Source organism: Pseudoalteromonas sp. SR45-6, from assembly GCF_014163545.1.
Classification (GTDB): domain Bacteria; phylum Pseudomonadota; class Gammaproteobacteria; order Enterobacterales; family Alteromonadaceae; genus Pseudoalteromonas; species Pseudoalteromonas rhizosphaerae.
Map to the genome: position 1 here is coordinate 138,305 of NZ_JACJDM010000001.1, position 24,157 is coordinate 162,461.

General features: G+C 40.9%; 25 protein-coding genes. 9 read left to right on the forward strand and 16 right to left on the reverse strand.

Annotated features, from left to right (window positions below; genetic code table 11):
- Positions 1–117: 117 nt before the first annotated feature.
- Both H5158_RS00695 and H5158_RS00700 read left to right on the forward strand, forming a co-directional pair.
- On the forward strand, positions 118–462 hold the full coding sequence (locus H5158_RS00695; protein ID WP_145233710.1) for an Hpt domain-containing protein: 345 nt from the start codon (positions 118–120) through the stop codon (positions 460–462).
- A 106-nt stretch (positions 463–568) separates the two neighbouring features.
- Positions 569–1,786, forward strand: a complete 1,218-nt coding sequence (locus tag H5158_RS00700) for a pyridoxal phosphate-dependent aminotransferase (RefSeq protein ID WP_145233714.1) — start codon at positions 569–571, stop codon at positions 1,784–1,786.
- 62 nt (positions 1,787–1,848) lie between these two features.
- Here H5158_RS00700 and H5158_RS00705 read toward each other — a convergent pair whose 3' ends face one another.
- From H5158_RS00705 to H5158_RS00720, 4 genes are read right to left on the reverse strand one after another with little or no spacing between them, the layout of a single operon-like run.
- On the reverse strand, positions 1,849–2,316 hold the full coding sequence (locus H5158_RS00705) for a glycine zipper 2TM domain-containing protein (protein WP_149981188.1): 468 nt from the start codon (positions 2,314–2,316) through the stop codon (positions 1,849–1,851).
- Positions 2,317–2,336: 20 nt separating this feature from the next.
- Positions 2,337–2,972, reverse strand: coding sequence for a penicillin-binding protein activator LpoB (gene lpoB / locus H5158_RS00710; protein WP_145233716.1), 636 nt, complete (start codon positions 2,970–2,972; stop codon positions 2,337–2,339).
- Between the two features lie 11 nt (positions 2,973–2,983).
- Positions 2,984–3,409 (reverse strand): YcfL family protein, encoded by a 426-nt coding sequence (locus H5158_RS00715; RefSeq protein WP_145233718.1) that lies wholly within the window; start codon positions 3,407–3,409, stop codon positions 2,984–2,986.
- Positions 3,410–3,417: 8 nt separating this feature from the next.
- On the reverse strand, positions 3,418–4,782 hold the full coding sequence (locus H5158_RS00720) for a tetratricopeptide repeat protein (protein ID WP_182739234.1): 1,365 nt from the start codon (positions 4,780–4,782) through the stop codon (positions 3,418–3,420).
- Between the two features lie 341 nt (positions 4,783–5,123).
- Here H5158_RS00720 and H5158_RS00725 point away from each other — a divergent pair, with 341 nt between their 5' ends.
- Complete coding sequence (locus H5158_RS00725) at positions 5,124–6,005, forward strand: DMT family transporter (RefSeq protein ID WP_182739235.1); 882 nt, start codon at positions 5,124–5,126, stop codon at positions 6,003–6,005.
- Here H5158_RS00725 and H5158_RS00730 read toward each other — a convergent pair.
- The 7 genes from H5158_RS00730 to H5158_RS00760 form a co-directional block, all read right to left on the reverse strand.
- Positions 5,986–6,687 (reverse strand): M15 family metallopeptidase, encoded by a 702-nt coding sequence (locus tag H5158_RS00730; RefSeq protein WP_182717898.1) that lies wholly within the window; start codon positions 6,685–6,687, stop codon positions 5,986–5,988. The genes H5158_RS00725 and H5158_RS00730 overlap by 20 nt on opposite strands.
- Positions 6,684–7,814 (reverse strand): succinyl-diaminopimelate desuccinylase, encoded by a 1,131-nt coding sequence (gene dapE / locus H5158_RS00735; RefSeq protein ID WP_145233727.1) that lies wholly within the window; start codon positions 7,812–7,814, stop codon positions 6,684–6,686. Before dapE ends, H5158_RS00730 begins: the two co-directional genes overlap by 4 nt.
- Positions 7,811–8,158 carry an ArsC family reductase gene (locus H5158_RS00740; RefSeq protein ID WP_182739236.1) on the reverse strand — a complete coding sequence of 116 codons (348 nt, stop codon included), beginning with the start codon at positions 8,156–8,158 and terminating at the stop codon, positions 7,811–7,813. The genes dapE and H5158_RS00740 overlap by 4 nt, the downstream gene beginning before the upstream one ends.
- Before the next feature lie 5 nt (positions 8,159–8,163).
- Positions 8,164–8,658 carry a PTS glucose transporter subunit IIA gene (locus tag H5158_RS00745; RefSeq protein ID WP_145233732.1) on the reverse strand — a complete coding sequence of 165 codons (495 nt, stop codon included), beginning with the start codon at positions 8,656–8,658 and terminating at the stop codon, positions 8,164–8,166.
- Positions 8,658–9,056 (reverse strand): ACT domain-containing protein, encoded by a 399-nt coding sequence (locus H5158_RS00750; protein WP_145233734.1) that lies wholly within the window; start codon positions 9,054–9,056, stop codon positions 8,658–8,660. Before H5158_RS00750 ends, H5158_RS00745 begins: the two co-directional genes overlap by 1 nt.
- Before the next feature lie 224 nt (positions 9,057–9,280).
- On the reverse strand, positions 9,281–11,431 hold the full coding sequence (pta, locus tag H5158_RS00755) for a phosphate acetyltransferase (RefSeq protein WP_182717895.1): 2,151 nt from the start codon (positions 11,429–11,431) through the stop codon (positions 9,281–9,283).
- A gap of 2 nt (positions 11,432–11,433) precedes the next feature.
- Complete coding sequence (locus H5158_RS00760; RefSeq protein ID WP_182739237.1) at positions 11,434–12,645, reverse strand: acetate kinase; 1,212 nt, start codon at positions 12,643–12,645, stop codon at positions 11,434–11,436.
- A 318-nt stretch (positions 12,646–12,963) separates the two neighbouring features.
- Between H5158_RS00760 and yfbV the strand changes: the two genes are divergently transcribed.
- Positions 12,964–13,410, forward strand: coding sequence for a terminus macrodomain insulation protein YfbV (yfbV, locus tag H5158_RS00765; RefSeq protein ID WP_145234096.1), 447 nt, complete (start codon positions 12,964–12,966; stop codon positions 13,408–13,410).
- Here yfbV and rlmA read toward each other — a convergent pair.
- The 3 genes from rlmA to xthA are packed head-to-tail and all read right to left on the reverse strand — an operon-like array spanning position 13,391 to position 15,683.
- The gene (gene rlmA, locus H5158_RS00770) at positions 13,391–14,203 is read right to left on the reverse strand and encodes a 23S rRNA (guanine(745)-N(1))-methyltransferase (RefSeq protein ID WP_182739238.1); all 813 of its coding nucleotides are present in this window, start codon (positions 14,201–14,203) and stop codon (positions 13,391–13,393) included. The two genes, yfbV and rlmA, sit on opposite strands and share 20 nt — an antisense overlap.
- The gene (locus H5158_RS00775) at positions 14,200–14,847 is read right to left on the reverse strand and encodes an energy-coupling factor ABC transporter permease (protein ID WP_182717920.1); all 648 of its coding nucleotides are present in this window, start codon (positions 14,845–14,847) and stop codon (positions 14,200–14,202) included. Before H5158_RS00775 ends, rlmA begins: the two co-directional genes overlap by 4 nt.
- Before the next feature lie 29 nt (positions 14,848–14,876).
- Complete coding sequence (gene xthA, locus H5158_RS00780) at positions 14,877–15,683, reverse strand: exodeoxyribonuclease III (protein ID WP_182734793.1); 807 nt, start codon at positions 15,681–15,683, stop codon at positions 14,877–14,879.
- Positions 15,684–15,930: 247 nt separating this feature from the next.
- Here xthA and H5158_RS00785 point away from each other — a divergent pair, with 247 nt between their 5' ends.
- The 3 genes from H5158_RS00785 to rluB all read left to right on the forward strand — a co-directional run bounded on the left by H5158_RS00785 (position 15,931) and on the right by rluB (position 17,988).
- Positions 15,931–16,362, forward strand: coding sequence for an exonuclease III (locus H5158_RS00785; RefSeq protein ID WP_145233745.1), 432 nt, complete (start codon positions 15,931–15,933; stop codon positions 16,360–16,362).
- A gap of 169 nt (positions 16,363–16,531) precedes the next feature.
- Positions 16,532–17,122, forward strand: a complete 591-nt coding sequence (gene scpB, locus H5158_RS00790) for an SMC-Scp complex subunit ScpB (RefSeq protein ID WP_149981032.1) — start codon at positions 16,532–16,534, stop codon at positions 17,120–17,122.
- Entirely contained in the window at positions 17,119–17,988 is an 870-nt protein-coding gene (gene rluB, locus H5158_RS00795) for a 23S rRNA pseudouridine(2605) synthase RluB (RefSeq protein ID WP_145233749.1), read from the forward strand. The genes scpB and rluB overlap by 4 nt, the downstream gene beginning before the upstream one ends.
- Positions 17,989–18,208: 220 nt before the next feature.
- On the opposite strand, the gene H5158_RS00800 is transcribed toward rluB, so the two are convergent.
- Entirely contained in the window at positions 18,209–18,955 is a 747-nt protein-coding gene (locus tag H5158_RS00800; RefSeq protein WP_182734863.1) for a YciK family oxidoreductase, read from the reverse strand.
- A gap of 250 nt (positions 18,956–19,205) precedes the next feature.
- On the opposite strand from H5158_RS00800, the gene H5158_RS00805 reads away from it, so the two are divergent.
- Both H5158_RS00805 and sohB read left to right on the forward strand, forming a co-directional pair.
- A complete protein-coding gene (locus H5158_RS00805; RefSeq protein ID WP_182739239.1) occupies positions 19,206–21,611 on the forward strand; it encodes a VolA/Pla-1 family phospholipase in 2,406 nt (801 codons plus the stop codon).
- A 96-nt stretch (positions 21,612–21,707) separates the two neighbouring features.
- A complete protein-coding gene (sohB, locus tag H5158_RS00810; protein ID WP_182739240.1) occupies positions 21,708–22,724 on the forward strand; it encodes a protease SohB in 1,017 nt (338 codons plus the stop codon).
- A 69-nt stretch (positions 22,725–22,793) separates the two neighbouring features.
- On the opposite strand, the gene H5158_RS00815 is transcribed toward sohB, so the two are convergent.
- On the reverse strand, positions 22,794–24,125 hold the full coding sequence (locus H5158_RS00815) for a dicarboxylate/amino acid:cation symporter (RefSeq protein ID WP_182739241.1): 1,332 nt from the start codon (positions 24,123–24,125) through the stop codon (positions 22,794–22,796).
- Positions 24,126–24,157 lie beyond the last annotated feature (32 nt).

Here is a 24,157-nt window from a genome sequence, read left to right on the forward strand (position 1 = left end):
AACCCGCTAATTATACGCTTAATGAGACAATTAGTTGGTTTTTTTTCTATAGAACGATAAAGTATAAAAATAGTATAAGTTACTGGTTTAGTGTTGCTAAATACAAAAGGATGAATAATGAATACAATAGTCATTGATGAAAGCGCATTGGAAAGTATGGAATCGTTATTAGGCGAGCAATTTAGCGATACGCTGACTTTTTGTTGTGCTGAATTTGAACGATTAGGCTCTGAAGTATTGGCTACAATACATAGTGATATCCAAGTCGCAAGTCGCCATGCTCATAGTTTAAAATCAAATGCCGCGCAGTTTGGTGCCAGCAGTCTATCTCAGGTGGCCAGAGAAATTGAACAAAGCTTAAATAATAATGATGTTTCTCAGGCGCTTGCGGCAGCTCAGCAGCTTGACAACCAAGTTGCCGGATCAGCCGCTAAGTTAACTGATTGGTTACAAAGCCGTTAGTTAGCTATACCCAGACGTGAATTTATTTCAGTTTTGAGGTATTAAATCCACTGGTATTTAGCCCCTCTACTAGGTTAATCTAGCTGTTCCACTAGTAGAGGTAAAAATGTCAGAAATTAAAAAGAGTCATAAATTACAAGGCGTTTGTTATGACATTCGTGGGCCGGTGTTAGTTCAGGCTCGCAAAATGGAAGATGAAGGCCAAAAAGTTTTAAAATTGAATATTGGTAATCCTGCGGCATTTGGGTTTGATATGCCTGAAGATATGCACCGCGATATTATTCGTAACTTGTATTCAGCCCAAGGTTATTGTGACTCCAAAGGCCTCTACTCAGCCCGTGTGGCTATTTATCAGCACTACCAACAACGTGGTTTATATAACCTAGACGTCGATAATATTTATATTGGTAATGGGGTCAGTGAATTAATTCAAATGACGACCCAAGCTTTGCTGAATAATGATGATGAGGTGTTGATCCCAGCACCTGATTATCCATTGTGGACCGCTTCAGTCAAACTTGCGGGTGGTAATCCAGTCCATTACCTATGTGATGAAGAGCAAGATTGGTTCCCTGATATTGCTGATATTCGCAGTAAAATCACGTCAAAAACTAAAGCATTAGTGCTGATCAACCCTAATAATCCGACGGGTGCAGTATACGACGACGCACTTTTACAGCAGTTAATTGATATTGCACGTGAACATAAATTATTGTTATTGAGTGATGAAATCTATGAGAAGATTTTATACGATGGGATCACGCACAGCTCCATTGGTGCACTGTGTGATGATGTGCCGATAATTACTTTTAATGGCTTAGCAAAAACCTATCGCGCAGCGGGTTTGCGTATGGGCTGGATGGTATTAAGTGGCCGTACTGCATTGATGGATGATTTACGTAAAGGTTTAGATATTTTAGCCTCTATGCGTTTATGTGCCAATGTGCCGGCACAATATGCGATCCAGCAAGCATTAGGTGGCGTACAGTCGATTGATGATTTAATAAATCCCGGTGGGCGTTTATACGAACAACGTGATATTGCATGGCGTGGTTTAAATGCGATAGAAGGTATTTCGTGTGCAAAACCAAAAGGAGCATTGTACGCATTTGCCAAAGTAGATACTGAGCGTTTTAATATCAAAAATGATGAAAAAATGATTTTAGATTTACTCAAAGCAGAAAAGATCTTACTGGTTCACGGAAGAGCATTTAACTGGCCAAATCCAGATCATTTCAGATTGGTATTTTTACCTAACAAAGATGATTTAACGACTGCTATGAGTAAGATGCAACGCTTTTTTAGCGATTACAGACAAAGCTAACGTAGTATAAATACTAAAAAGCGAGCACTAATACTGCTCGCTTTTTAGTTTAATGTAATAGCTTAATAGGCTTTATCAACGCGGACTGTATTATCTGATAAATACACTAAGCGCACGCTGTCGCCAGTTCTAAATATCATTTGATTGTCTTTGTCTTGTACCACCATAAATTGTTCACCGTTTTCAACTTTGATCATTAACTCGACTAAATGGTATTGATTATAATGGCTGCTTTGTTGCCTGTTGTTCGCCACACTGCCACCGATGACCGAGCCTAGAATAGTCGCTGCGGTGCGACCACTGCCGCCGCCAAATTGGTTACCAATAACGCCACCAAGTAATGCACCGCCAAAGGTTTTCCAGCCACTATTTTTGTCTTGAACAAGTTCTTGCTCGGTAATATTACGTACAGATTGAACACTGCCAAATAGTACTTGCTGGACAGGAACGGCTTTATTGCGTTCGTATGCGGCAAAGCTTGGATTACTGATGAGCAGGGCTGTACACAGCCCAAGTATGAGTTTATTCATCATTTACCTCCTCAGCTGAATTACCAGCCAAAGGTTGATTTTTCGCGGGTTTTACGAATTTCTGTTTCGTCCGCCCATTCTACTAAGCCACTTTTTAAATCCATTAAGCGCATTGTGAATTTATAGTATACGTCGGCTTTATCAGCATTCGATTTTACGATGCTCGACAGGTTGCCATAAAGCATATACTGCGCGCCAACTTGTTGGCCAAATGCAATCGCTTTAGTTGGGTCTACTAGGGCATCATCATTTTGAAAGTTCAATTGTTCTCGAGCGGCTTCTACGCGACCCATATCAACAAAACGAAATTTACCACTGCGCAATAATTGTGTTGAAATTGAATCGGTAATTGATTCAGTATCAATGTGTTCACTGGTTTTGTTTTTTATACGTTCAACAAATACGATTGGTCGAGTATTAGCTGTTAATGTGCCGACCACAGGTGATGCCAACAGTGAATCCGTCATTTGACTGGCGACTTTTTGTAAGTCAGTTGAACCGAAGTTAATATCAGTTGTTTCTACAGCTTGTGCGTCTCCGTAGCTGACTACGGCTTTATTGGCACAGCCACTGAGGGCAAGCGCACTCAAACCTAACAACGCAAAACCCGAGAGTGTTTTAAGCGTTGGTTTTTTAGTTGTGTTTACTGTATTCATAATGGTGTCCTTTAATCTTTAAATTCTTGTGCTTGTGTCGATACTTCGCGTACCGCTAATGAAAATGTAACCGCATCAGATGTAGGTGCAAGGCCAGGCAGTTGCACGTTAGCAAAACCAAATAAAGTCAATGATTGCCAAGGAGAATGATTGCCTTTGATCACAAAACCATCGCCGTCATACCAGGTAAATTGATACTGTAAATATTGTGATTTTTTATACTGACTCGAAAGTGTGACAACAACATCAGTTAATTGATTCGTTTGGCGAGTCTTTACATCACTAATGGCCAGCTTTTTACCTAGTGCAGGATTATCGACTTTTAGCTGTTGTTGGTATTGCGCTGAAGCTTGTTCAACACTTATACCTGATGTAGTCGGTCTACTGGTACAGGCAGCAAGTAGACAGACCGTTAATAATGGCACTAAATATTTCATGATAGCTCCTAAAGTTGCACTACATGGGAATTAAAATAGTTGTTAATAGAGGTTAGATAAATCAAGGTTAACCCTTGCTTACTAACCGTAAAGTTTATGTCTTTCTGATTGGCAAGTTTTAAAACATGGTCTCCTGCTGTTAACTGGGTGCGCGCAACACTTATTTGATTAGGTAAAGTTAACCAACTGCGGGTATCTGCTTGCTCAGAGGCTAGGTTGTATAGATTAGCGAGTATATTACCCACATCGCCGCCACTTCTAGCCAGCTCTGCCCGTACTTTTTCTTTAGCGACTAACCGCAGTATTTGCCTCGATACTCTTGCCGGTGTTTGCTCTTCAAGTGTTTTAGCCGCTAACGCTTCTATTCTTACCAATGGACTCAAAGGTAAAATCTGTGTTCCGATACTAATATCACTAACCGCTGGTATATAAGCTCTATCTTTATAAACGGGCATCGCTAAGCTATAAAAACGGGCATCACCACCGGATGTATAAATAGGCAGACGCAACACAAATTCATCTTTTTCTGGCACTAAACCTTGTTCGATCAAGACCACAACGTCACCGCTGTTGGCGACTTGTTTTGGTAATTCAGCAAAGCGTTTTTTATACTCGGAAAAATCTTGATCAAACCCTTGCTGTTTTGCTAATTGCAGCACAACCTGCTGCAAATAGGTGTTTTCAGGGTTGATCTCTAGTGCCTTTTTATAATCTATATATGCATCATCGTATTGTTTATTACTTTGATAGAGCAAACCTGACAGATAAAATGTAAACGCATTTTGATAGCCATTTTTTACGTTTTTGATCACCTCATCCATACTTGGGTAATGTTTTTGTGCTGCTTTCACGCTAGCATCTATGTCGTCTTGATTAGCCGTTAACGCATCTGTTTGTACTTTATTTGCACGGCGAACTTCGACTAATGCGCCTTCGATATTATGTTGATATATATAATTAAGTGCTTGGTAACTGTGCAGCATACTCATTTCATAAGCCGCTGGCGTATAGCTAATGACTGAATCATTGGTTAAAAGGGCGTTACTTTGTTCAAGCCCTGCGCTTACTTGTATTTTTGCTGCTTGGCGTTTTATTTCCATTTGCTGATATACCGCTTCGTACTGTGGTTTTGCAGCCTCATTTTGATTATTTAAATTGCTTAAACGGGCCTGCTCTAATTGATTGAGCAAGTAGTTACTATGTGACTGCCCATTAGTCGGCAAAAGCTGTTGGGCTTGGTCGATATTGTTGGTCTTAATAGCTTGGCGTACAGGCTTCATTTGGGTAGCGTAATCTGAAAACAGATCACTAAACCCAATGGTGCTGCATCCACTTAGCATGACACAAAAGCCAAAAATAACACTGCGTTGCACATGGCACTCCTTTTATAAGCGTTAATACAGATTAGCATAATCTAATCCAGAGGAGATGTTAAACAATGTAAAAAAGCGTAGTAATCACCGTGTTTATAAGAAATAGTTACGCGATCATTGGTCACTGAGTTGTTGCACGATACATTCGAATGATCAAAACAATAGGTAAGCTTTGCGCTATTATGGCAATCCTGTATAAATAGATACTTCAGGCAAACAGGTAGCTGATTTTCTTATTATGTTGATTAAATTAATGGCTCGAGTGGTTGCCGACTACTAAACGATAGAATAACTCACCTCATAGGGTTTAATGCTTAGCAAGATTAAAACTAAGGATCACTTTGAAAGCAACATTGTTTACGGTACTCGCCCTAGTGGCATTTGCAGCTAATTCTCTTTTATGTCGTATGGCATTAGCACAAAATTACATTGATCCATGGAATTTCACAGCTTTGCGGCTATTCAGTGGCGCATTGTGTTTAGGATTTATTTTCCTTATACAAGCAGTACCAACAGAGTCTTTAGCTAGGGAAGATAACAATCTTAATAATGCAGAGCATGAACGTGGTAGTTGGCGCAGCAGTGTTAGCTTACTGGTTTATGCGTTATGTTTTTCAATTGCCTATGTAGAATTGGACACTGGAACTGGCGCGTTGATTTTATTTTCTGCTGTTCAATTGACTATGATTGGCTGGGGGATTTTCAACAAGGAGCGACTCACAACTGTACAGTGGTGTGCATTTATTATCGCTGTCCTTGGTTTTGTGTATTTAATGCTGCCATCGGCAACGATGCCGTCAATGAGCCCTGCATTATTAATGACTATTAGCGGTATTGCGTGGGGGATATACAGTATTCGCGGAAAAGTGTGCCTATCCCCACTGAAAACCACAACGTTTAATTTTGTGCGTAGTTTATTTGCATTACCGATATTGTTGATCGTGGGTTTTGGTTATTTATCGGGGATCAGTTGGCAGGGGATCGTGCTTGCATGTGCATCTGGTGCTCTTGCGTCGGGTATTGGCTATAGTGTTTGGTATGTTGCCGTACCCTTATTAAAAAGCAGTCAAGCCGCAGTGGTTCAGCTTTGTGTGCCAGTGATAGCTGCACTGGCAGGGATGTTATTTTTAGCGGAAGAACTAAGCATTCAGTTTGTTATTGCCAGCGCAGTTATTCTTGGCGCTGTGCTGGTTTTTTTACTGGCTAAACAACCGCAGGGCTGACATTGAGCACGTAACGCTGATACAGTTGCGGCAAATTCGCCAAAATAGCAGCTTTGCCGGCAAGCTGACTGTTATTTATAGTATCAGCTAATACGGTTAAACTCTGATGTTGTAGTAAAATGTCAGATTGCACTATGTGGCTAATATGCCAAGGTTCAGGCGCAACGCCGCCTAAATCATGTTGATAAGGGCGATAAAAGCCATACTTTTCTATATGACTATCAAGCCACTTGGTCAGCGCTGCAAAAGGGCCATTGTCTTGGTATTCGTGCGGCTCTAACTGCAGCTGATAGTCATCAGAAACACTGGCTTTGTCAAAAATATCCAGATCAGTACCAAAGTGATGGCGACTGCTTCCCGGTAGGGCTGAATAAAGCATAATGGCATGGCATTTTTCAATGTCTGTCATGGAGGCTAAATCAACTGGCTGTTGCTGCTTATTGAGCACAGGTCGATGACCATTAAATTTAGCATTCCAAATCAATGCTTGACGTTCAAAGTTACGAAAGCTTGATGCAATAGTCAGTGCAAAGCCTGCATCGCGAGCTGCATTTTGCAACTGCATAAAGTCATCAATAATGTCTTTATGCAGTTTATGAGCTTGATAATCAACAAGCAGTAGCTCGTCTTTACCACAGGCACACTCAGCCAACTGTTGCGATGTGAGCTTAGCAGGGATCATGTTAAAAGTTGCTCTAGAATTTGCTCGTAAATATCAGCAAGTGCAATGAGATCATCACAATTAACGCACTCATTCACTTTATGAATGGTGTCGTTACGTGGTCCAAGTTCAATAACCTTAGCGCCGGTTTGTGCTATAAAACGTCCATCTGAAGTACCGCCAGTGGTTTCAAGTGCGGTATTTAAGCCAGTTATTGATTTGATGGCTGCAACCGTCGCATCAATAAGCGGGCCGCCTTCGGTGATAAATGGCTGACCGTTAACAATCCAACTCAGCTCGTATGCAAAATCATATTCAGCCAGAATGTCGTTAACTCGTTGCTGGAGTTGCTGATGAGTTACTTCGGTACTAAAGCGAAAATTAAATTGCACTTCAAGCTCGCCTGGGATCACATTGCCAGCTCCCGTACCGCCATTAATATTTGAAATCTGAAAACTAGTAGCAGGAAAAAATTCATTGCCGTTGTCCCATACCGTTTGACTCAACTGGGCAAGCATTGGCGCTGCAATATGAATCGGGTTTAGAGCAAGTTGCGGATAAGCCACATGACCTTGTATGCCTTTAACAGTTAAAAAGCCAGTCAGTGAGCCTCGGCGGCCATTTTTAACGACATCACCCAGTACATCACGCGATGAAGGCTCGCCAACCAAACACATATCTATTTTTTCACCTCGGGCCTCCAGCGTATCGATTACTCGCGTGGTGCCGTTGATAAAAGGGCCTTCTTCATCAGAGGTAATTAAAAAAGAAATTGAGCCTTTATGATCGGGGTGTTTAGTTACAAATCGCTCGGTTGCTACCACCATGGCAGCTAAAGAGCCTTTCATATCAGCCGCACCACGGCCATGCAACATGCCATCGGCTAGAAAGCCAGAGAAAGGCGGGTGCTGCCAGTTCTTTTCTGGTCCAGTTGGTACTACATCAGTGTGACCTGCAAAGCAAAAGTGCGGTGAACTGTCGCCTTTTCGCGCCCATGTATTTTGGGTGTCAGTAAAAAACAGTGATTCAATATTAAAACCAAGCTGTGCCAATCGCTCATTCATTATAGTTTGGCAATCTGCATCTTCGGGGGTGACTGAGCGACGCTGTATTAAGGCTTGCGCAAGTTCGATGACGGGATGATTCATGATGCAAAAATCTCATCGTATTGCGCTGATTTAAAACCTAAATGATAGCTGTTGTTGTGAATAAGCACTGGGCGCTTGATCATTGCCGGTTGTGCTACCAAAATTGTCAAGGCAGTGTCTTTATCAAGGTTCTGTTTTTGCTCATCTGATAATTGGCGATAGGTTGTGCCACGTTTATTGACCAGATCTTGCCAGTCGATGTGCGTTGCAAACTCAGTGATCATATCAAGGCTTATGCCGTCTTTACGGTAATCATGAAAATTAAAGTCAATGTTGTTATCGGTTAAATATTTTTTGGCTTTTTTTATAGTGTCGCAGTTACTAATGCCGTAAAGAGTCGTCATATTAATTACTTCTTAGTTAGTGTTAAAAGAGTATCTACCCCAGCTGTAACCTGAGATAAAGAATAATGTATTGGTTTAAGTTGATGCCCGTTAAGTAAAATAAGGCTGGCAAGTAAGGGGCTATTGAGATCTCTAAGATCAAAATAAGCGAGCCGTTGCCCTTTGGTTATTTTACTGCCGTTGAGTTGGGCTATATGAGTGTGTTTAATGTGTTGCTGTTGGTCTAAATATAAATTTAGAAGTACTTTTAAGCCATTGTTGGCTTGTAAAATAAATTCAGTACCGGCATTTTTTACTTGCATTAATGTACCATCAAAGGGCGCTAATATTTTATGATTGCTCAGGGCAACCATAATCCCTGGGCCAAGTGTGCCGTAGCTAAAGAAGGGTTCTGGGTGCTCGCTTAATGGGGCAACTTTACCACTAAAAGGGCTACAAATTGCAATGCTGTTAGCCGCTAACTGACGTTGTGGTAAATAACTAATATCCGTGTATTTCATTATGTTAATTTGGGCTCATTGAGGAACTGATAGCCATCTTTTTTTAACGCGCTGATGGCATCTTTAATACGCTGTTGTTTTACTAAAACGTAATCGGTGTCGTAGGTTGAAATAGCAAAAATAGAGATATTTGCTCTGGCTAAAACTCCAGAAATATTTGCCATTATTCCGGTTAATGAAAAACCAAGTGGACCGATCACTTCTAACGCGCGCCAATCGTGCTCAGCATCAAGGCTTTCAATGGCGAACTGGCTAGGGCAAACAATAGATAACTCATCGTTGGTTTTGGCGATAATAAACATTGATTGTTTGAATAAAGCAGCGGGGATCTCGCTATCAACATCAAGGCTATGAATGGTAAAGGCCGTACTATGCAGTTGTAACGTTTGCTTAGACATTGCTACCCCTTTTTTAATTGTGAGACTTCCCATCTGTGTATACTGATCAATAGTATAGATTATCTTACTTAAATAAAAGAGCAATGTTGTCCACAATTTCTGTGGATAAGGTTGGGAATAGGGAGGTATAACAACGCTAAGTTATTTATTTTATTTATAATTATTATTAGCTAAAGAAATGCTCAGGGTAAAGTGATCACCACGCAATCACTTTACCCATGGTATTAAATATTTTCGGCTTGTGCCGCTTGAATGGCAGTAAGCGCAATGGTATAGACAATATCATCAACCAAAGCACCGCGGCTTAAGTCATTGACGGGTTTGCGCATACCTTGCAACATTGGGCCGATACTTATCAAATCAGCACTTCGTTGCACCGCTTTATAAGTGGTATTCCCGGTATTTAAGTCTGGAAATATAAACACCGTCGCTTTACCAGCCACTGGACTATTTGGTGCTTTTTTAAGTGCGACATTTTCCATAATCGCTGCATCATATTGTAATGGACCATCGATGATCAGATCAGGGCGCTTTTGTTGCGCTAACTTTGTTGCCAGACGGACTTTTTCTACATCAGCCCCAGTGCCTGATGTGCCGGTGCTGTAGCTTATCATCGCTACTCGTGGCTCAATACCAAATGCGGCGGCTGAGTCTGCGGATTGAATGGCAATATCGGCTAATTGCTCAGCGGTTGGATCAGGATTAATAGCACAATCTCCGTATACCAGTACTTGATCAGGCAGCAACATAAAAAACACCGACGAGACTAATGATGACCCTGGTGCGGTTTTTATTAATTGCAGCGGCGGACGAATGGTGTTGGCAGTTGTATTTACTGCACCCGAAACCAGACCATCAACTTGACCACGCTCTAACATCATAGTGCCAAGCACAACGTTGTCTTGGAGCTGTTCAAGGGCAACCACTTCAGTCAGGCCTTTGCTTTTACGAATTTCAACCATAGGCGCAACATAGTCGTTGATCACATCATGAGGTTCGATAATGGTTACATTTTCGTTTAGCTCAACACCTTGTTGTATAGCGATACGTTCAATTTCTTCTCGATCGCCCAATAGAATGGTCTTCGCAATACCACGTTGACCGCAAATAGCGGCGGCTTTTATTGTGCGAGGCTCATTGCCTTCAGGTAACACTATAGTTTTTGCCGCTTGGCGGGCTTTATCCGTGAGTAAATAACGAAATGCTGGAGGTGACATTTTACGAGTTTTGCCGACACTTTTAGCAAGCGTATCTAACCAGTCAGAATCAATATGGCTGGCATTATGATGCTTTACTTTATCAATTCGTTGTACGTCATCGCACGGTACTTCCATATTAAAGTTATGCAGTAGCAATGAAGTACGCCAGGTGTCAGCATCTGTACTGAGGATTGGCAGGCCGGTGGCCATCGCTTGTTCGCACAAGGTCATGATCCGTGGCTCAGGTTTAAAACCACCAGTTAATAAGATAGCTCCTAATTTAGTGCCATTCATGGCTGATAAACAGGCCGCAACTAACACATCTGAACGATCGCCTGGGGTCACCAGCAGTGCGCCTGGGGTGAAATGATTTAAGATATTTGACACTGTTCTGGCACAAAATGTTACGCGGCGAAGACGACGATGAGCCATATCACCTTCGTTGATCACGTCAGCTTTTAAATACGAACATAAATCTTTAACGCGCGGCGCAACCAGCTCAAAATCCCATGGGATCGAGCCAAGTAACATAAACGGATGTTTTCTAAAAATAGGTAAAGATGCTAAGCGATTGAGCTCATTGTCAAGCTCGTCGGGTTTATGTGCTTCCACGAGATCGGCGCGTGCTCTGCCTTCATCATCCAGTGGTGCATTTACTTTATTAAAAATACAGCCTAATACGCGGGCATGGTCAACACTGCCATAATACCCGGCTGCAATTTCTAGGCGGTCTTCAATTTGATCGTTACTGTCATTACCAGGAGTGAGCACAAACACAATGTCAGCGCCGAGAGTTTGTGCTATTTCGCGGTTTACTCTACCTGCATAAGGTTGGCGGCGAGTAGGGACCATACCTTCGATAATTGCGACCACATCGTTGCCTATGGCATTTTCAAAGCGCTCAACAATTTCTTCAAGTAAATCATCACCTTTACCATCCCCGATCATTTGCTCTGCATAATTTAGTGCAAAGGGAGTAGGTGGTGTAATAGGCGAACCTTGGGTGACAATTTGTGTTGATTTTTCAGGGCCCGTTTCACCTGAGCGAGGCTGGGCTATGGGCTTGAAAAAATTAACTTTGACCGCTTTTTGTTCTAATGCACGCACTAACCCGACTGAGACCGATGTTAAACCAACCCCAGTAGAGATAGGTACTAGCATAATTCGACGTGCCATAATTATAACTCCTGTGCAATTGAGGCGGCATCAAGAGCAATGATCCACTCTTCATTTGTTGGCATTACTACTGCTTTTGTTTTTGCATTATTACTGCTGATAACACCTTGTGTGCCAAATCGGGCTGCAAGGTTAGCTGCACTGTCGCAATCAAGGCCAAGATAGCTCAGCTGTGTTATTACTTTATCACGAATAATATCGGAGTTTTCCCCAATACCACCGGTAAAAATTAACGCATCAAGGCGTTGCAATGGCACCATAAATGCGGCTATTTGTTTTGCTAAACGATAACAAAACATCTCCAATGCTAAAATGGCTTTTTCATTTCCGGCAACAGCAGCTTCTTCTATTGTACGACAGTCATTAGAAAGTTCACTGATACCCAGTAAGCCACTTTGTTGGTTTAATAAGTCATCAATTTGTTGTGCATCGTAGTTAAGTTGGGTGGTTAAAAAGTTAAATAAACCAGGATCAATATCTCCGCTGCGGGTGCCCATCATTAAGCCTTCTAGTGGAGTTAAGCCCATGCTGGTATCAACACTTTTGCCATTTTTAATAGCACACACAGAGCAGCCATTACCTAAGTGAGCGCTGATAAAATTACTTTGCTCAATAGGCTGGTTTAAAAGGACTGCTGTTTGACCTGAAACATAATAATGGCTGGTACCATGAAAGCCGTAACGTCTAACACCATAATCAGTATAAAGTTTATAAGGGAGGGCATATAAATAGGCAACATTGCCCATGGTTTGATGAAACGCGGTATCAAACACTGCTACTTGCGGTAGTCCCTTGAATGATGCTTGCGCCGCAGCAATGCCTAATAAATTAGCGTGCCCATGTAATGGCGCAAGCGTAGCGGCTTGAGTGATTCCTTTAATTACATCGTCGTCAATCAGTACCGATTTAGTAAAGTGCTCGCCGCCGTGAACCACGCGATGACCTACTGCAATAAGGTTTTCAGCTAAATGGTGTTCGTTGATAAGGCTAACTAAGGTATCGATTGCTGCACTGTGAGCTTGATTAGGCGCAAGTTCAATCAGTTGTTTTTTGCCAAGGTACTTGTATTTCACAGATGGCGACGATGAGCCTAGGCGTTCAGCAAGACCTGAAATGATTTCTTCAGATGTGGTGGCATCTAAAATAGCGAATTTTAAACTCGAACTTCCACAGTTCAGTACAAGAACATGTTGAGGTGATGATTGCGAAGACATAACAGGATCCCATTTTTTGACAATTGCGCATTAAGCTTAGTTGTTATATAACCAAGTACTCGAGCATAGTGATTAAAGTAAAAGAGTCATTGGTCGATAAATTGCTATGGATATCTGTAATGACTATACTAAAGTCTAGTTGACTTAACGTGCGCTTATTTTAACTCATTAATTGTTTTAAGGTAAGTTTAAACCATGATCAAAAACACGTTTTGGACGAAAAAGGTGGAAGGGATTTTACACAGGAATGTTACCGTGAATATGATACACTCATTGCGGTAACATTAATAAATATACCAGCGACACCTAGGAGTCATGATGCAAAAAAGTGTGATGTCACAAGTCCAAACTGGTCGTGAATATGCAAAAAAATGGCCTATGCGTAAAGAATTAGCGCCTCTATTCACGGAGTTTAGAGTGATCAAAGCCACCGAGCTGGCAATTACAGTAATGCCGATTTTGGCAATGCTCACTTTATTTATGCAAATTAATTATTTAGGCAGCAGTTTTTTACCTCAAGCAGTCGCTATCGCGTTGTTTTTTTTATCTCTACCGCTACAGGGATTGCTGTGGTTAGGCAAGCGTGCAGATACTGTACTTGAGCCTGCGATGGAGCATTGGTATAAAGAGCTTCATACAAAAATGGTAGCCAATGGCTACCAAGGGCATGTCCCTAAAGATAAACCACGTTATGCAGAGTTGGCCCATTTACTCAATGATATGTTTGATAAAATGGACCGCGCGTTTACCCGAGAGAATCTGTAACACGTTTAAATTGACTAACATAAAATGACAGGGTGACGACTTGCTCACCTTGTTGTTCTAGTTGTTGCCAATGTTCAGGACGAAACTTCCAAGCAAAGGGAGTCATGGTGATCAAGTTCTTCACATCTTTAAATGGCAAGCTTATCTGTTGTTCTAATAATGTTTGCTCTATAAGCTCAAACCCTACAGGCGCAGCAATCGGTGTATGCGCATTGACGTCTCGGTAAATATAGTGCTTGAGTTCTTTTAAATGCCAAGGGCCAGGGCTTGCAACTACCAATATAGCGTCTGGTTTTGCTAATCGAGCCAATTCAGCATCAAATAATGGGGCAAAAATACTCACTAATACATCTGCTGAGCCATCATTAAATGGAGCTTGGCTGATTGATGCAACGCTAAAATTACAATTACTGTATCGCTTTGCAGCATATTTAACCGCTGATTTTGATATATCGACGCCATAAACGTGTGCAGTACATGCATTGGCAATCGCATGAGTATAAAAACCTTCCCCGCACCCTAAATCAATTACCTGTTGTGGTGCTTGCAGAGCAACTCGCTGTGCAACGGCATGTTGTAAAAACTGGTAGTGCCCAGTGGTTAAAAAAGCACGCCTTGCTTGTACCATGTCAAGATTATCGCCAGGTTGCTTAGAGTTCTTTTGTTGCACAGGTAATAAATTCACATAGCCTTCTTTTGCAGTATCAAAGCTATGGTTGTTAATACATTTTAGCACTTTGGCATGTAACTCAAGCGATTGTTGGCAGAGCGGGCATTGGTAATCGAGACTCATGGATCTAGGTAATCCTTATCATAAAATGTTTTTACCCAATGTGGGCGATAGGTGATCAATAGGGTAATGGCCATGCCGTTTAACATCGCTTCAGGAAAGCAAATAATGACACATAAATAGAGATAGTTTTCACTTAATTCAAACCAATTGTAATTGCCGGTTAAATAATAAAATAAGCTAATGGTGATAATCTTAAAGCAGGCGATGAAAGCGGCGCAAATAAAAGTACATACAAAAATGTAAATGAAAAAATGCCGTGGTAATAGGTTATAACACAGTATAAATACCCCATAACTGACTAAAATGGGTAAGTAAGCGGTTAACAATAAGTGGATAGGTAATTGCGCAATGCTTATTTGGTTGAAAGCCGTTAATAGCAGACTTGCTAGGGTGGCGCTCAATAATGCAAAGCGCCAGCCTAAAATAAGCGTTATGGCAGTTACACCTAAAATATGCAGTTCAAGACCGGGTAATATGCCGGCTTTAATTCGCCACAATAAGGCAAATGCTAACGCACAGACAAATAGGCCTGTTTGACGGGCTGGCGTGGTTATTAAATGTTGGTAGTGTGATTTATTGACACTCGACCAAAAAACACTGCCGATAACAAGCCAAGCAATTGCCTGAAGTTCAATGCTTATTATCGGGATTGTCGTTAGCTTATCCATTAGCGTTAACTAAAGGTTGACCATATTGGCGCATGATCTGATGGCTTTTCAATACCACGTAATTCATAGTCAATTCCCGCTTCAATACAACGAGCAGCCAAAGTTGGAGTCGCTAGGATAACGTCAATGCGTAGACCACGATTATCATCAAAGCCTCGAGAGCGATAATCAAACCAAGAGTACTGTTCGCTTGTGTCTGGGTGAAGTTCACGGAAGGTGTCTGTAAAGCCCCAATCTAGCAAGGTTGCAAGCCATTGACGTTCTTCAGGCTGGAATGAACATTTGCCAGTTTTTAACCAACGCTTGCGATTAACCTCACCAATGCCAATATCAAGATCAGTAGGAGAAATATTGATGTCGCCCATGACAATGACATCCTCGTCGTTACTGTGGTGGCTTTGTAAGTGAGTCATTAGATCACGGTAGAACTGTCGCTTATACGGAAATTTTGTTTCATGAGTAATGTTATCGCCTTGTGGAAAATAGCCATTCATTACGGTTAGATCACGGCCATTTTCTTGGCTAACAGTGACGCTGATCATGCGCTTTTGTGATTCATCAGTATCGGTTGCGAATCCTTTAACCACAGACTTAGGTTCAGTTTTGCATAACATAGCTACGCCATAATGTGCTTTTTGACCATGAAAATAAACGTGGTAACCCATATTTTGAACATCTTCGAGTGGGAAAGCTTCATCATGTACTTTTATTTCTTGTAAGCCGATTATATCAGGCTGATGTTTATCTATGATTGCTTGTAATTGGTGCAGACGAGCTCTCAGCCCGTTAATGTTAAATGAAATTACTTTCATGGCTTGACCTTTAATTAGAGTTATCTTTTGCAGATTATGGCAAATTCTACCATCAATTAGCGTATGGTACATGCGCTTATTTATAATAATAAGCCGCTCAATTGTTGAACAAAGTATGAATTTTGATTAAACATTGTTAACGCTTTTTTAAATAAAAAATTAAATAAATAATTCGGTTGATTTGTAAACTTCGGTCTATATAATGCGCAAAAATTGCTCACAATATAACTCCACTTAAAGGTAAATCATGAAACTACAATTATTAGCATTATTCGTCGCAGCGACTGCTTTCTCTGAGACTGCCAGTGCAGCACATTATTATAATGCTGATCATAAAATTGAATCTAAATTATGCTCAATCAGTGCTAACGAAGGATTTACTGCAGCACGCAAAGTTGCAGCCCAGCACGGGGTGTATTTATCACGTTATTCAAAAAGTATTTTGTGTAATGGTGATGATATTCGTGATATTGCAAAAAAAGTGGATGATAAAGTTCGCCAAGAAAAAGTAATTGAAGTGTTTGCTAAAAACTCACAGGCAGAAACACAGCTATGTATTACTGCCTTGAAGCAAGGTTTGGCTCCAGTGAAAGAAAAAATAGCAAACTTAAACTCATTGATCTGTAATGGTGAAGTGGTTACTGAGTTTGTGAAACGATATCAAGGTGCGACAATTTGATTAAAAATGTAACGCACTAGCTCGTTTATCTAAAATAGCAGCGCTTTAATCGCTGCTATTTTACATTTTTATAGAATAACTTTTCCAACCTTTGCATTGATCTGGCATAATAGCGCGCTGAATATACCGCAACGTCTTGGTGCCTATGGTGACAAAATCTGCTACGAAAATGGCTACGAAACGAATCAGTGATGAGCAGCTTGTTGAGATCATTGAAGCGGCGATTTTTGTTGCGGGAAAACCAGTCAGTAAACGGCATTTAAAAGACACCGTATTAACTGAGTTAAGTGTGTCTATGACACGTATTAACCTCGCGATTGAACAGATCCAAATTCATTATCAAACCCGTGGTATTCGCTTAGTTGAAGTCGGTAGTGGATTTAGATTTCAGGCGTGTGCCAGCTTAGCCCCTTGGTTAAATAACCTTTGGCAAGAACGGGCGCCTAAATATTCCCGTGCACTATTAGAAACTCTTTCGCTTATTGCTTATCGTCAGCCGATAACTCGGGGCGAGATAGAGCAAGTACGTGGAGTGACCGTAGGCTCAACTATTATTAAAAGTCTGCTCGAGCGTGAGTGGATACATGTTGTTGGTCATAAAGAGGTGCCAGGTAGGCCCGCTTTATATGCCACAACCAAACAATTTTTAGATTATTTTTCGTTAACAGGTTTAGATAACTTACCGCCACTGCCAAAACAGCAGCAAAGTAAAATTGACCAGTTATTGAGTGATCCTTCTGTGAGAGAACTATCCGAATGAGTATACAAGGTGAAAAGTTACAAAAAGTCTTAGCAAGAGCGGGCGTAGGTTCGCGACGTGAGATGGAAAAATACATTGATGCAAATCGTGTCAGTGTTAATGGTAAAGTAGCAAAGCTGGGTGATCGTGTTGAAGAAACCGACCAGATCCGTGTTGATGGCCATACGGTAAAAATTGAAGAAAAAGCTGAACGTATCTGTCGCGTTGTTATGTATAACAAACCTGAAGGTGAGTTATGTACACGTAAAGATCCTGAAGGACGTAGAACAGTATTTGACCGCCTGCCGCGCGTTGATGGTGAACGTTGGATTGCTGTTGGTCGTTTAGATATAAATACCGCAGGTTTAATGTTGTTCACCAATGATGGTGAGCTTGCTAACCGCTTAATGCATCCAAGTTACGAAGTAGAGCGTGAATATTCAGCACGTGTATTTGGTGAAGTAACAGCAGAAACTATCAAAAATTTAACCAAAGGGGTTGAGCTTGAAGATGGTATGGCAAAATTTCTTACTATTAAACCACTGGGCGGCGAAGGTATTAACCGCTGGTATAATGTAACGCTGACAGAAGGGCGTAACCGTGAAGTTCGTCGTTTATGGCAGTCTCAAGACGTTGAGGTTTCTCGTCTTATTCGTATTCGTTATGGTAAGTTAGAGCTCGATAAACGTCTACCACAAGGTGGTTGGGCTGAGCTAGATTTAGAGACTGTAAATTACTTACGTAAAACAGTTAAGCTTGGCCGTGAAACGCAAACAAAATTATCTGTTATGCCTGAAAAACGCAAAGATAAACGCGCTAAAATTAATCAAATTCGTAAAGCAGTCAAAAAACATAATAATCGCGTTAAACAAACTAAACGCCGTTAATATCTGCCTTGCATTAAAAAAGCCGCTAATTAGCGGCTTTTTATGTTTAGTACTTGGTTTATACCAATCGACTTAAATATTTAACCATTCTAGCAGGCTAAATAAAGTGCTAATTGCGTTAGGGATTTTTTATGTAGAGCAATACATGTCAAAATTCCTGCCTTGTTATCACTGTATTTATCTGTCGCTATAAATGGTCAGTAACTTAACACGACTGGTATTATTTTTTTGTTTGCGCGTCTAATGATTGACCATTGACGTCTTTTGAATCATCACTCATTAAGTATAAATAAGTTGGCATTAAGTCTTCAGGGCAGGCTAGTTTATCGCGATCTTCGCCTGGATAGACACTGGCACGCATAGCTGTGTGGGTGGCGCCGGGATTAATACAATTTATCCGGATATTCGTTTTACCAACTTCACATGCCCATGTTTGCATCATTCCTTCAACTGCAAATTTTGAAATGGCATACGCGCCCCAAAACTCACGGCCTTGGCGACCAACCCCAGAAGAGGTGAAAATAATTGAAGCACTTGGAGATTTACGTAAAACTGGAAACATATATTTTGTGATCATCGCTTGAGCGGTAACATTCACTTTCATGATGTTATCAAACGTTGATGAACAAAAATGCTCAAGTGGACCCAGTGAGCCAATTATTCCTGCATTATTGAGCAAGCCATCTAGTTTACCAAATTGCTGTTCAATGGTAGCGCCTAAATCACGAAAGTTTTGTTTGCTTGCACCTTTTAAATCCATCGGTACAATCGCAGGTTTTGGCCCGCCAACGGCAATGATTTCATCGTATACCGCTTCCAGTTTGCTGGTGGTTTTACCCAATAATATAACCGTTGCGCCATGTTTGGCATAAGTTATTGCAGCCACTCGGCCAATGCCGTCACCTGCACCAGTTACTAAGATCACTTTGTCTTGTAGGGCATTATCAGCCGCTTTATAGGTTTGCATAATAAAGGTCCAAAAAATCAATTTGATTGATTTTAACATAGCAAAACACCAAGTTATCGAATTTATTGCAAAATAAGGTGGCGAAATTTGAAACTTTACGTTAACTTTAACTGGTCTAATGTCTTATTAATAACCTAATTACATTATTTTAACTAAATATTACGCGAAAACTTAAAAGAATTAGTAACAAAATTAGCTACACTTATTTATCAACACACATAAAAAAAAGATTACGTGCGGAGCAAACAATATGAAAAAAATGCTACTCTCACTTGCAATTACAGCTGCTCTAGCTGGTTGCGGCGGCGGTGAAACGTTAGAAGATGTTAAAAATGATACACCACCAGTTATTCCATCAGCTACAGTGAAGTTTGATCCCGCAAATGGGGTTATTTCAGTACCAAATGATTTATTAATGAGTGGTACAAAAGATGGCACTATAAATATCCCCGGTGAGTTGAGTGCTAATGGTGCATCAGTGCCAAGAAGCGCCTATGCTAACCCGTCACTGGCACTAGGTGCACTTGATGGCTGGTCTAGCCAAGTTCCCTATAAAGTAGATCTTACCTTTCCTGCGAATGTGAGCCTTGATGAAAGTTCGGCTGGTGCGCCGGGAGCTGTGCGTATTTTTGAAGTTGTTATGGGCGCTAGTTTAACAGATGCAGATTGCGCAGCGGTACCCGCTGGAGCAGGATGTAAATTATTAGGTGAATTAACCTTTGGCGTTGATTTCATCACTAAAGCAAGTGGCAATGCGGTTGCTATTATTCCATTAAAACCGTTTAAAGCTGGCAGCTCGTATATTAATGTGCTGACGACTGAGCTTAAAGACTCATTAGGGCGTTCAATCCAGCCATCTTCAACCTACGGATTAGTAAAACAGGAAGCCCCATTAGTAACTGAATCGCAACTCGCGCTGCAGGGCGTGGTAAATAGCTATGAAAATGTACTTATTTCAGGCGGCACGATCACTAAAGATGAGATTATATATTCAGCAGCGATGACCATTCAATCTGTAGGTCCAGTGCTTGGTACTATTAAAAAATTGCTAGCAGCGAGCTTACAAAATCCAGCCTTGCCAACGCCAATGGTTCAAATTCCTGAACAACCAATGTTAACGGTTGAGCAAGTCTTTGCTTCACAAGGTATTACGGGACTTTCGCCAGCATTTGCAGGTGTTCAATATCAAAAAGGCAGCGTTACATTACCCATGTATTTATCTCAGCCTGAAGGAAAAGAAATTTCAGATTTAGCTGCTACATACTGGCAAGGCATGTGCGATAACGCAGTTGCAGTATTAGGGTATAAAGCAGCTGAAGGAGAAAACTTTCCGACAGCTCCAGTTAGTGTCAGCGATGGCACTTGCTCAGCATTAAGTGATGGACGATTACGTGATTTAGGACTAGATACAACAAGACATCTAACTAAATACAACTCAATCCCTAAAGTGCAAAGCCAGCAAGAAGTACCTGTTCAGATAACAAAACCTATTTTGCCTGTAATAAATTTTATCAGAACACAAAGTCTTGGTATGTCTGCACTTGAAATGCCTGCGGGTGGTTGGCCTGTGGTGATTATGCAGCACGGTATTACTTCTAAAAAAGAAGACATGTTGGCATTAACGGCTAGTTTAGCCATTCAAGGCTTTGCAACAGTTGCCATTGATCACCCGGTTCATGGTGAGCGTGGTATCGACGTGGATGATGATGGTATAGATGATTTTAATGCCTCAACTGGCTCTGTTTTGGCGTATATGAACTTGCAATCATTACTCGTTGCGCGCGACAATTTAAGACAGTCTGCGGCCGACTTACTAGGCCTGCGTTTAGGCTTAAACTTGACTAACGATACGTCATTGAATACACAAGACGTGTCATTTATAGGTCATTCATTAGGAGCTGTAGTAGCACCCGCTTTTATAGCACAAGCTAATACGCCACTCGATGAACAAGTTGATGGATTGTTCAAAGTGAACACTGTTGCTCTTGCCAGTGGTGGTGGTGGTATCGCCAGTTTCTTATTAGAGTCAGCGTCTTTTGGGCCATTTGTACAAGGCTCTGTTTTATTGGCCGCAGGTACGGCAGAATCAGCTGAATTTGCGACTTACTTACAAACTGATGCAGTATCTAATTGTGGTGTGTTTGCCGAAAACCAGCAAGCATATGTAAGTTGTGCTTATCCTGAATATATAACTTCATTAAGTGTTGCAGGTGAAACGGCTAAAACGGCCAAGATCCAAGGTGTAATGACACAATTTGCATTTGCTGCACAAACGGTCCTTGATAGTGGAGATCCAACAAACTATGCGACCAGTTTGAATGCTCTTGGCACACCAGTTTATATGAATGTCGTGGTTGGTGATGGTGCAGGTAATCTTCCTGACCAAGTTATTCCACCAACAACCGTCAATAACCCAATTGCAGGGTCGCTAACACTTGCTAGATTAATGGTGCTTTCTACTGTGGCGACTACACAAGGGCCAAATGCTGAGCCTAGCAGTTATTTAGTTAAGTTTACAGATGGTGGTCACAGCTCGGTATTATCGCCACAAGCGAGTGCTGCAGTGACAAGTGAAATGCAATTACAGATTGCAACTTATTTAGTAACTCGAGGTCGTGCGTTATCTATTCAAAATACCGAGATTGTCACTGATTAACTTTTTAGAGTATTAAAATAAATGAAAAGCCACTGAAAAGTGGCTTTTTTTTGTTTGAATGGTAAATTAGGTCAAATTTTTGTTTGGAGAATACGATTGGAATTTCTATATGAGTACGGGCTGTTTCTAGCTAAAACGGCGACATTTGTGATTGCCGCCGCTGCGGTAATATTAATTAGTGTCGCTGCAGCGATAAAGCCTAAAAGTAAAAAAGGTGAGATTGAGATTGATGATATTTCTGAGCAGTTAGATGATTTGAAAAATGATTTTATTGCAAGCACCTTATCTAAAAAAGCATTAAAAGCACACCATAAAGAACAAAAGAATGATGCTAAAAAAAGCACTGATGAACATTCGAAACCACGATTATATGTACTTGATTTTAATGGTAGTATGGATGCTCATGAAGTCGATAGCTTACGTGAAGAAATTACCGCAATTGTTGCAATTGCCGATCCTAAGCAAGACAAAGTGTTGGTTAGGCTAGAAAGTGGTGGCGGGGTGGTTCATGGCTATGGACTTGCTGCTTCCCAGCTACAACGCATTAAAAATAGAGGTATTCACCTTACGGTTGCGATTGATAAAGTTGCTGCCAGTGGTGGTTACATGATGGCCTGTGTCGCTGATGAAATTGTTGCCGCACCGTTTGCTATCGTTGGCTCTATTGGTGTGATAGCACAAATTCCAAATTTTAATAAAATTCTGAAGAAAAACGATGTTGATTTTGAACAAATCACTGCGGGTGAGTTTAAACGTACCCTAACTTTATTTGGTGAAAATACAGATAAAGCACGGGAGAAGTTTAAAGAAGAAATAGAGCAAACCCATGGCTTATTCAAACAGTTTGTTAGCAGTCAACGGCCAAGTTTAGATATTAACTTAGTGGCAACAGGTGAGCACTGGTTTGCGACTCAAGCGCTTGAAAAAGGTCTAGTCGATACTATAGAAACCAGTGATGACACATTACTTAAGTATCAAGATGAGCGACAAATATATAAAATTAAATATAAAGTTAAAAAGAGCTTAAGCGACAAGCTTGCTATCGGGTTGAGTAACACTGTTAACAAAACCGGTATATCATTATTGTCTCGTTTAAAAGGGCTAAACCCATAAAGGTTTCCGTTATTAAATGATAAAAAAACCCGCAAATTTGCGGGTTTTTTCATTTATACACGGACAACTTTAGTCAGTTGATTTGTGATAATCCTCTAAGTCTTTGGCTGCATTTGGGTCGTTAAATACTGCCTCATCTAGTTCACCTTCAGATTTAGCAACCACACATGTCACCATACAATCGCCTGTGACATTGACCGCCGTACGAGTCATATCAAGTAACCTATCAACGCCAATAATGATGGCAATGCCCTCAACAGGTAAACCAACTTGATTCAGGACCATGGCAAGCATGATCAAGCCTACGCCAGGAACACCAGCGGTGCCTACAGACGCTAAAGTGGCGGTTAAAATTACCATTAAGTAATCTGAAATTGTTAGATCAACACTGAAGACTTGTGCAATAAATACCGTAGCCACACCTTGCATGATTGCTGTACCGTCCATGTTAATAGTGGCACCGAGTGGAATTGTAAATGACGCAACTGAATTTTTTGCCCCTAATTTTTTAGTGGCTGTTTCAAGTGTAATAGGCATTGTTGCACTTGAACTTGAAGTGCTAAATGCAAATAAACAGGCATGCTTCATTTTTTTCAAAAAGATAATCGGGTTTAATCCAGTTAAAAATTTCAGTAATAAACTGTAATTAATAAATGCATGGAAAAATAATGCAGCCACCACAACACCAAAATATTTAGCTAAGCTGACTATCAAGTTCAACTCGATAGTAGTGAATAGCTTCGCCATTAAGCAGAACACCCCATAAGGAGCCACATTCATTAATAAGGTAACTAACTTTAAGATCACGGTGTTTAAATCTTCAAAAACAACCGCTACTCGTTTACCAGCACTGCCGCCAAGAGCCATTGCAATACCAAATAGCAATGCGAATACAATTACTTGTAACATATTGCCGCTTGCCATGGCATCAATTGGATTGGTTGGGAACATGCCAATGATTACTTGTGCAAGAGTTGGTGCTTCTTTTGCGCTATAAGTCGCTTCAGAAGGTAAGTTAATCCCTTCCCCTGGATTAACTAATAATGCCAAGGTAATCGCAACCGTAATTGCAATTGCGGTAGTAATAAGATAAAGAGCGATTGATTTACCGCCTAAACGGCCTAATTTTTTCGGGTCACTTAAGCTACATGTACCACAAACAAGTGATACAAATACCAGCGGTACAACTAACATTTTCAAACTGGCGATAAATATTTGTCCACCAATATGAAATAAACCATCAACAAAAAAGCTCTTAATTGGCAAAGAGAATAATCCAAGTGGGATTAGAAAATCGTCTTCGCCAGCTAATATTGCTTGGAAAATGAAGCCTACAGCAACCCCCAGAAACATACCTATCATGATACGGGTGGTTAAACTCATTGAACGGATTTTTGACATAGTAACAATCTATTTTTTATAAATTTGCCATA

Bases quoted from the DNA above. Each gene is read 5' to 3' on its own strand.
- H5158_RS00695 (WP_145233710.1), top strand. From the start codon at position 118: ATGAATACAATAGTCATTGATGAAAGCGCATTGGAAAGTATGGAATCG.
- H5158_RS00700 (WP_145233714.1), top strand. From the start codon at position 569: ATGTCAGAAATTAAAAAGAGTCATAAATTACAAGGCGTTTGTTATGAC.
- H5158_RS00705 (WP_149981188.1), bottom strand. From the start codon at position 2,316: ATGAATAAACTCATACTTGGGCTGTGTACAGCCCTGCTCATCAGTAAT.
- lpoB (WP_145233716.1), bottom strand. From the start codon at position 2,972: ATGAATACAGTAAACACAACTAAAAAACCAACGCTTAAAACACTCTCG.
- H5158_RS00715 (WP_145233718.1), bottom strand. From the start codon at position 3,409: ATGAAATATTTAGTGCCATTATTAACGGTCTGTCTACTTGCTGCCTGT.
- H5158_RS00730 (WP_182717898.1), bottom strand. From the start codon at position 6,687: ATGATCCCTGCTAAGCTCACATCGCAACAGTTGGCTGAGTGTGCCTGT.
- dapE (WP_145233727.1), bottom strand. From the start codon at position 7,814: ATGAATCATCCCGTCATCGAACTTGCGCAAGCCTTAATACAGCGTCGC.
- H5158_RS00740 (WP_182739236.1), bottom strand. From the start codon at position 8,158: ATGACGACTCTTTACGGCATTAGTAACTGCGACACTATAAAAAAAGCC.
- H5158_RS00745 (WP_145233732.1), bottom strand. From the start codon at position 8,658: ATGAAATACACGGATATTAGTTATTTACCACAACGTCAGTTAGCGGCT.
- H5158_RS00750 (WP_145233734.1), bottom strand. From the start codon at position 9,056: ATGTCTAAGCAAACGTTACAACTGCATAGTACGGCCTTTACCATTCAT.
- pta (WP_182717895.1), bottom strand. From the start codon at position 11,431: ATGGCACGTCGAATTATGCTAGTACCTATCTCTACTGGGGTTGGTTTA.
- H5158_RS00760 (WP_182739237.1), bottom strand. From the start codon at position 12,645: ATGTCTTCGCAATCATCACCTCAACATGTTCTTGTACTGAACTGTGGA.
- yfbV (WP_145234096.1), top strand. From the start codon at position 12,964: ATGCAAAAAAGTGTGATGTCACAAGTCCAAACTGGTCGTGAATATGCA.
- rlmA (WP_182739238.1), bottom strand. From the start codon at position 14,203: ATGAGTCTCGATTACCAATGCCCGCTCTGCCAACAATCGCTTGAGTTA.
- xthA (WP_182734793.1), bottom strand. From the start codon at position 15,683: ATGAAAGTAATTTCATTTAACATTAACGGGCTGAGAGCTCGTCTGCAC.
- H5158_RS00785 (WP_145233745.1), top strand. From the start codon at position 15,931: ATGAAACTACAATTATTAGCATTATTCGTCGCAGCGACTGCTTTCTCT.
- scpB (WP_149981032.1), top strand. From the start codon at position 16,532: ATGGCTACGAAACGAATCAGTGATGAGCAGCTTGTTGAGATCATTGAA.
- rluB (WP_145233749.1), top strand. From the start codon at position 17,119: ATGAGTATACAAGGTGAAAAGTTACAAAAAGTCTTAGCAAGAGCGGGC.
- H5158_RS00800 (WP_182734863.1), bottom strand. From the start codon at position 18,955: ATGCAAACCTATAAAGCGGCTGATAATGCCCTACAAGACAAAGTGATC.
- H5158_RS00805 (WP_182739239.1), top strand. From the start codon at position 19,206: ATGAAAAAAATGCTACTCTCACTTGCAATTACAGCTGCTCTAGCTGGT.
- H5158_RS00815 (WP_182739241.1), bottom strand. From the start codon at position 24,125: ATGTCAAAAATCCGTTCAATGAGTTTAACCACCCGTATCATGATAGGT.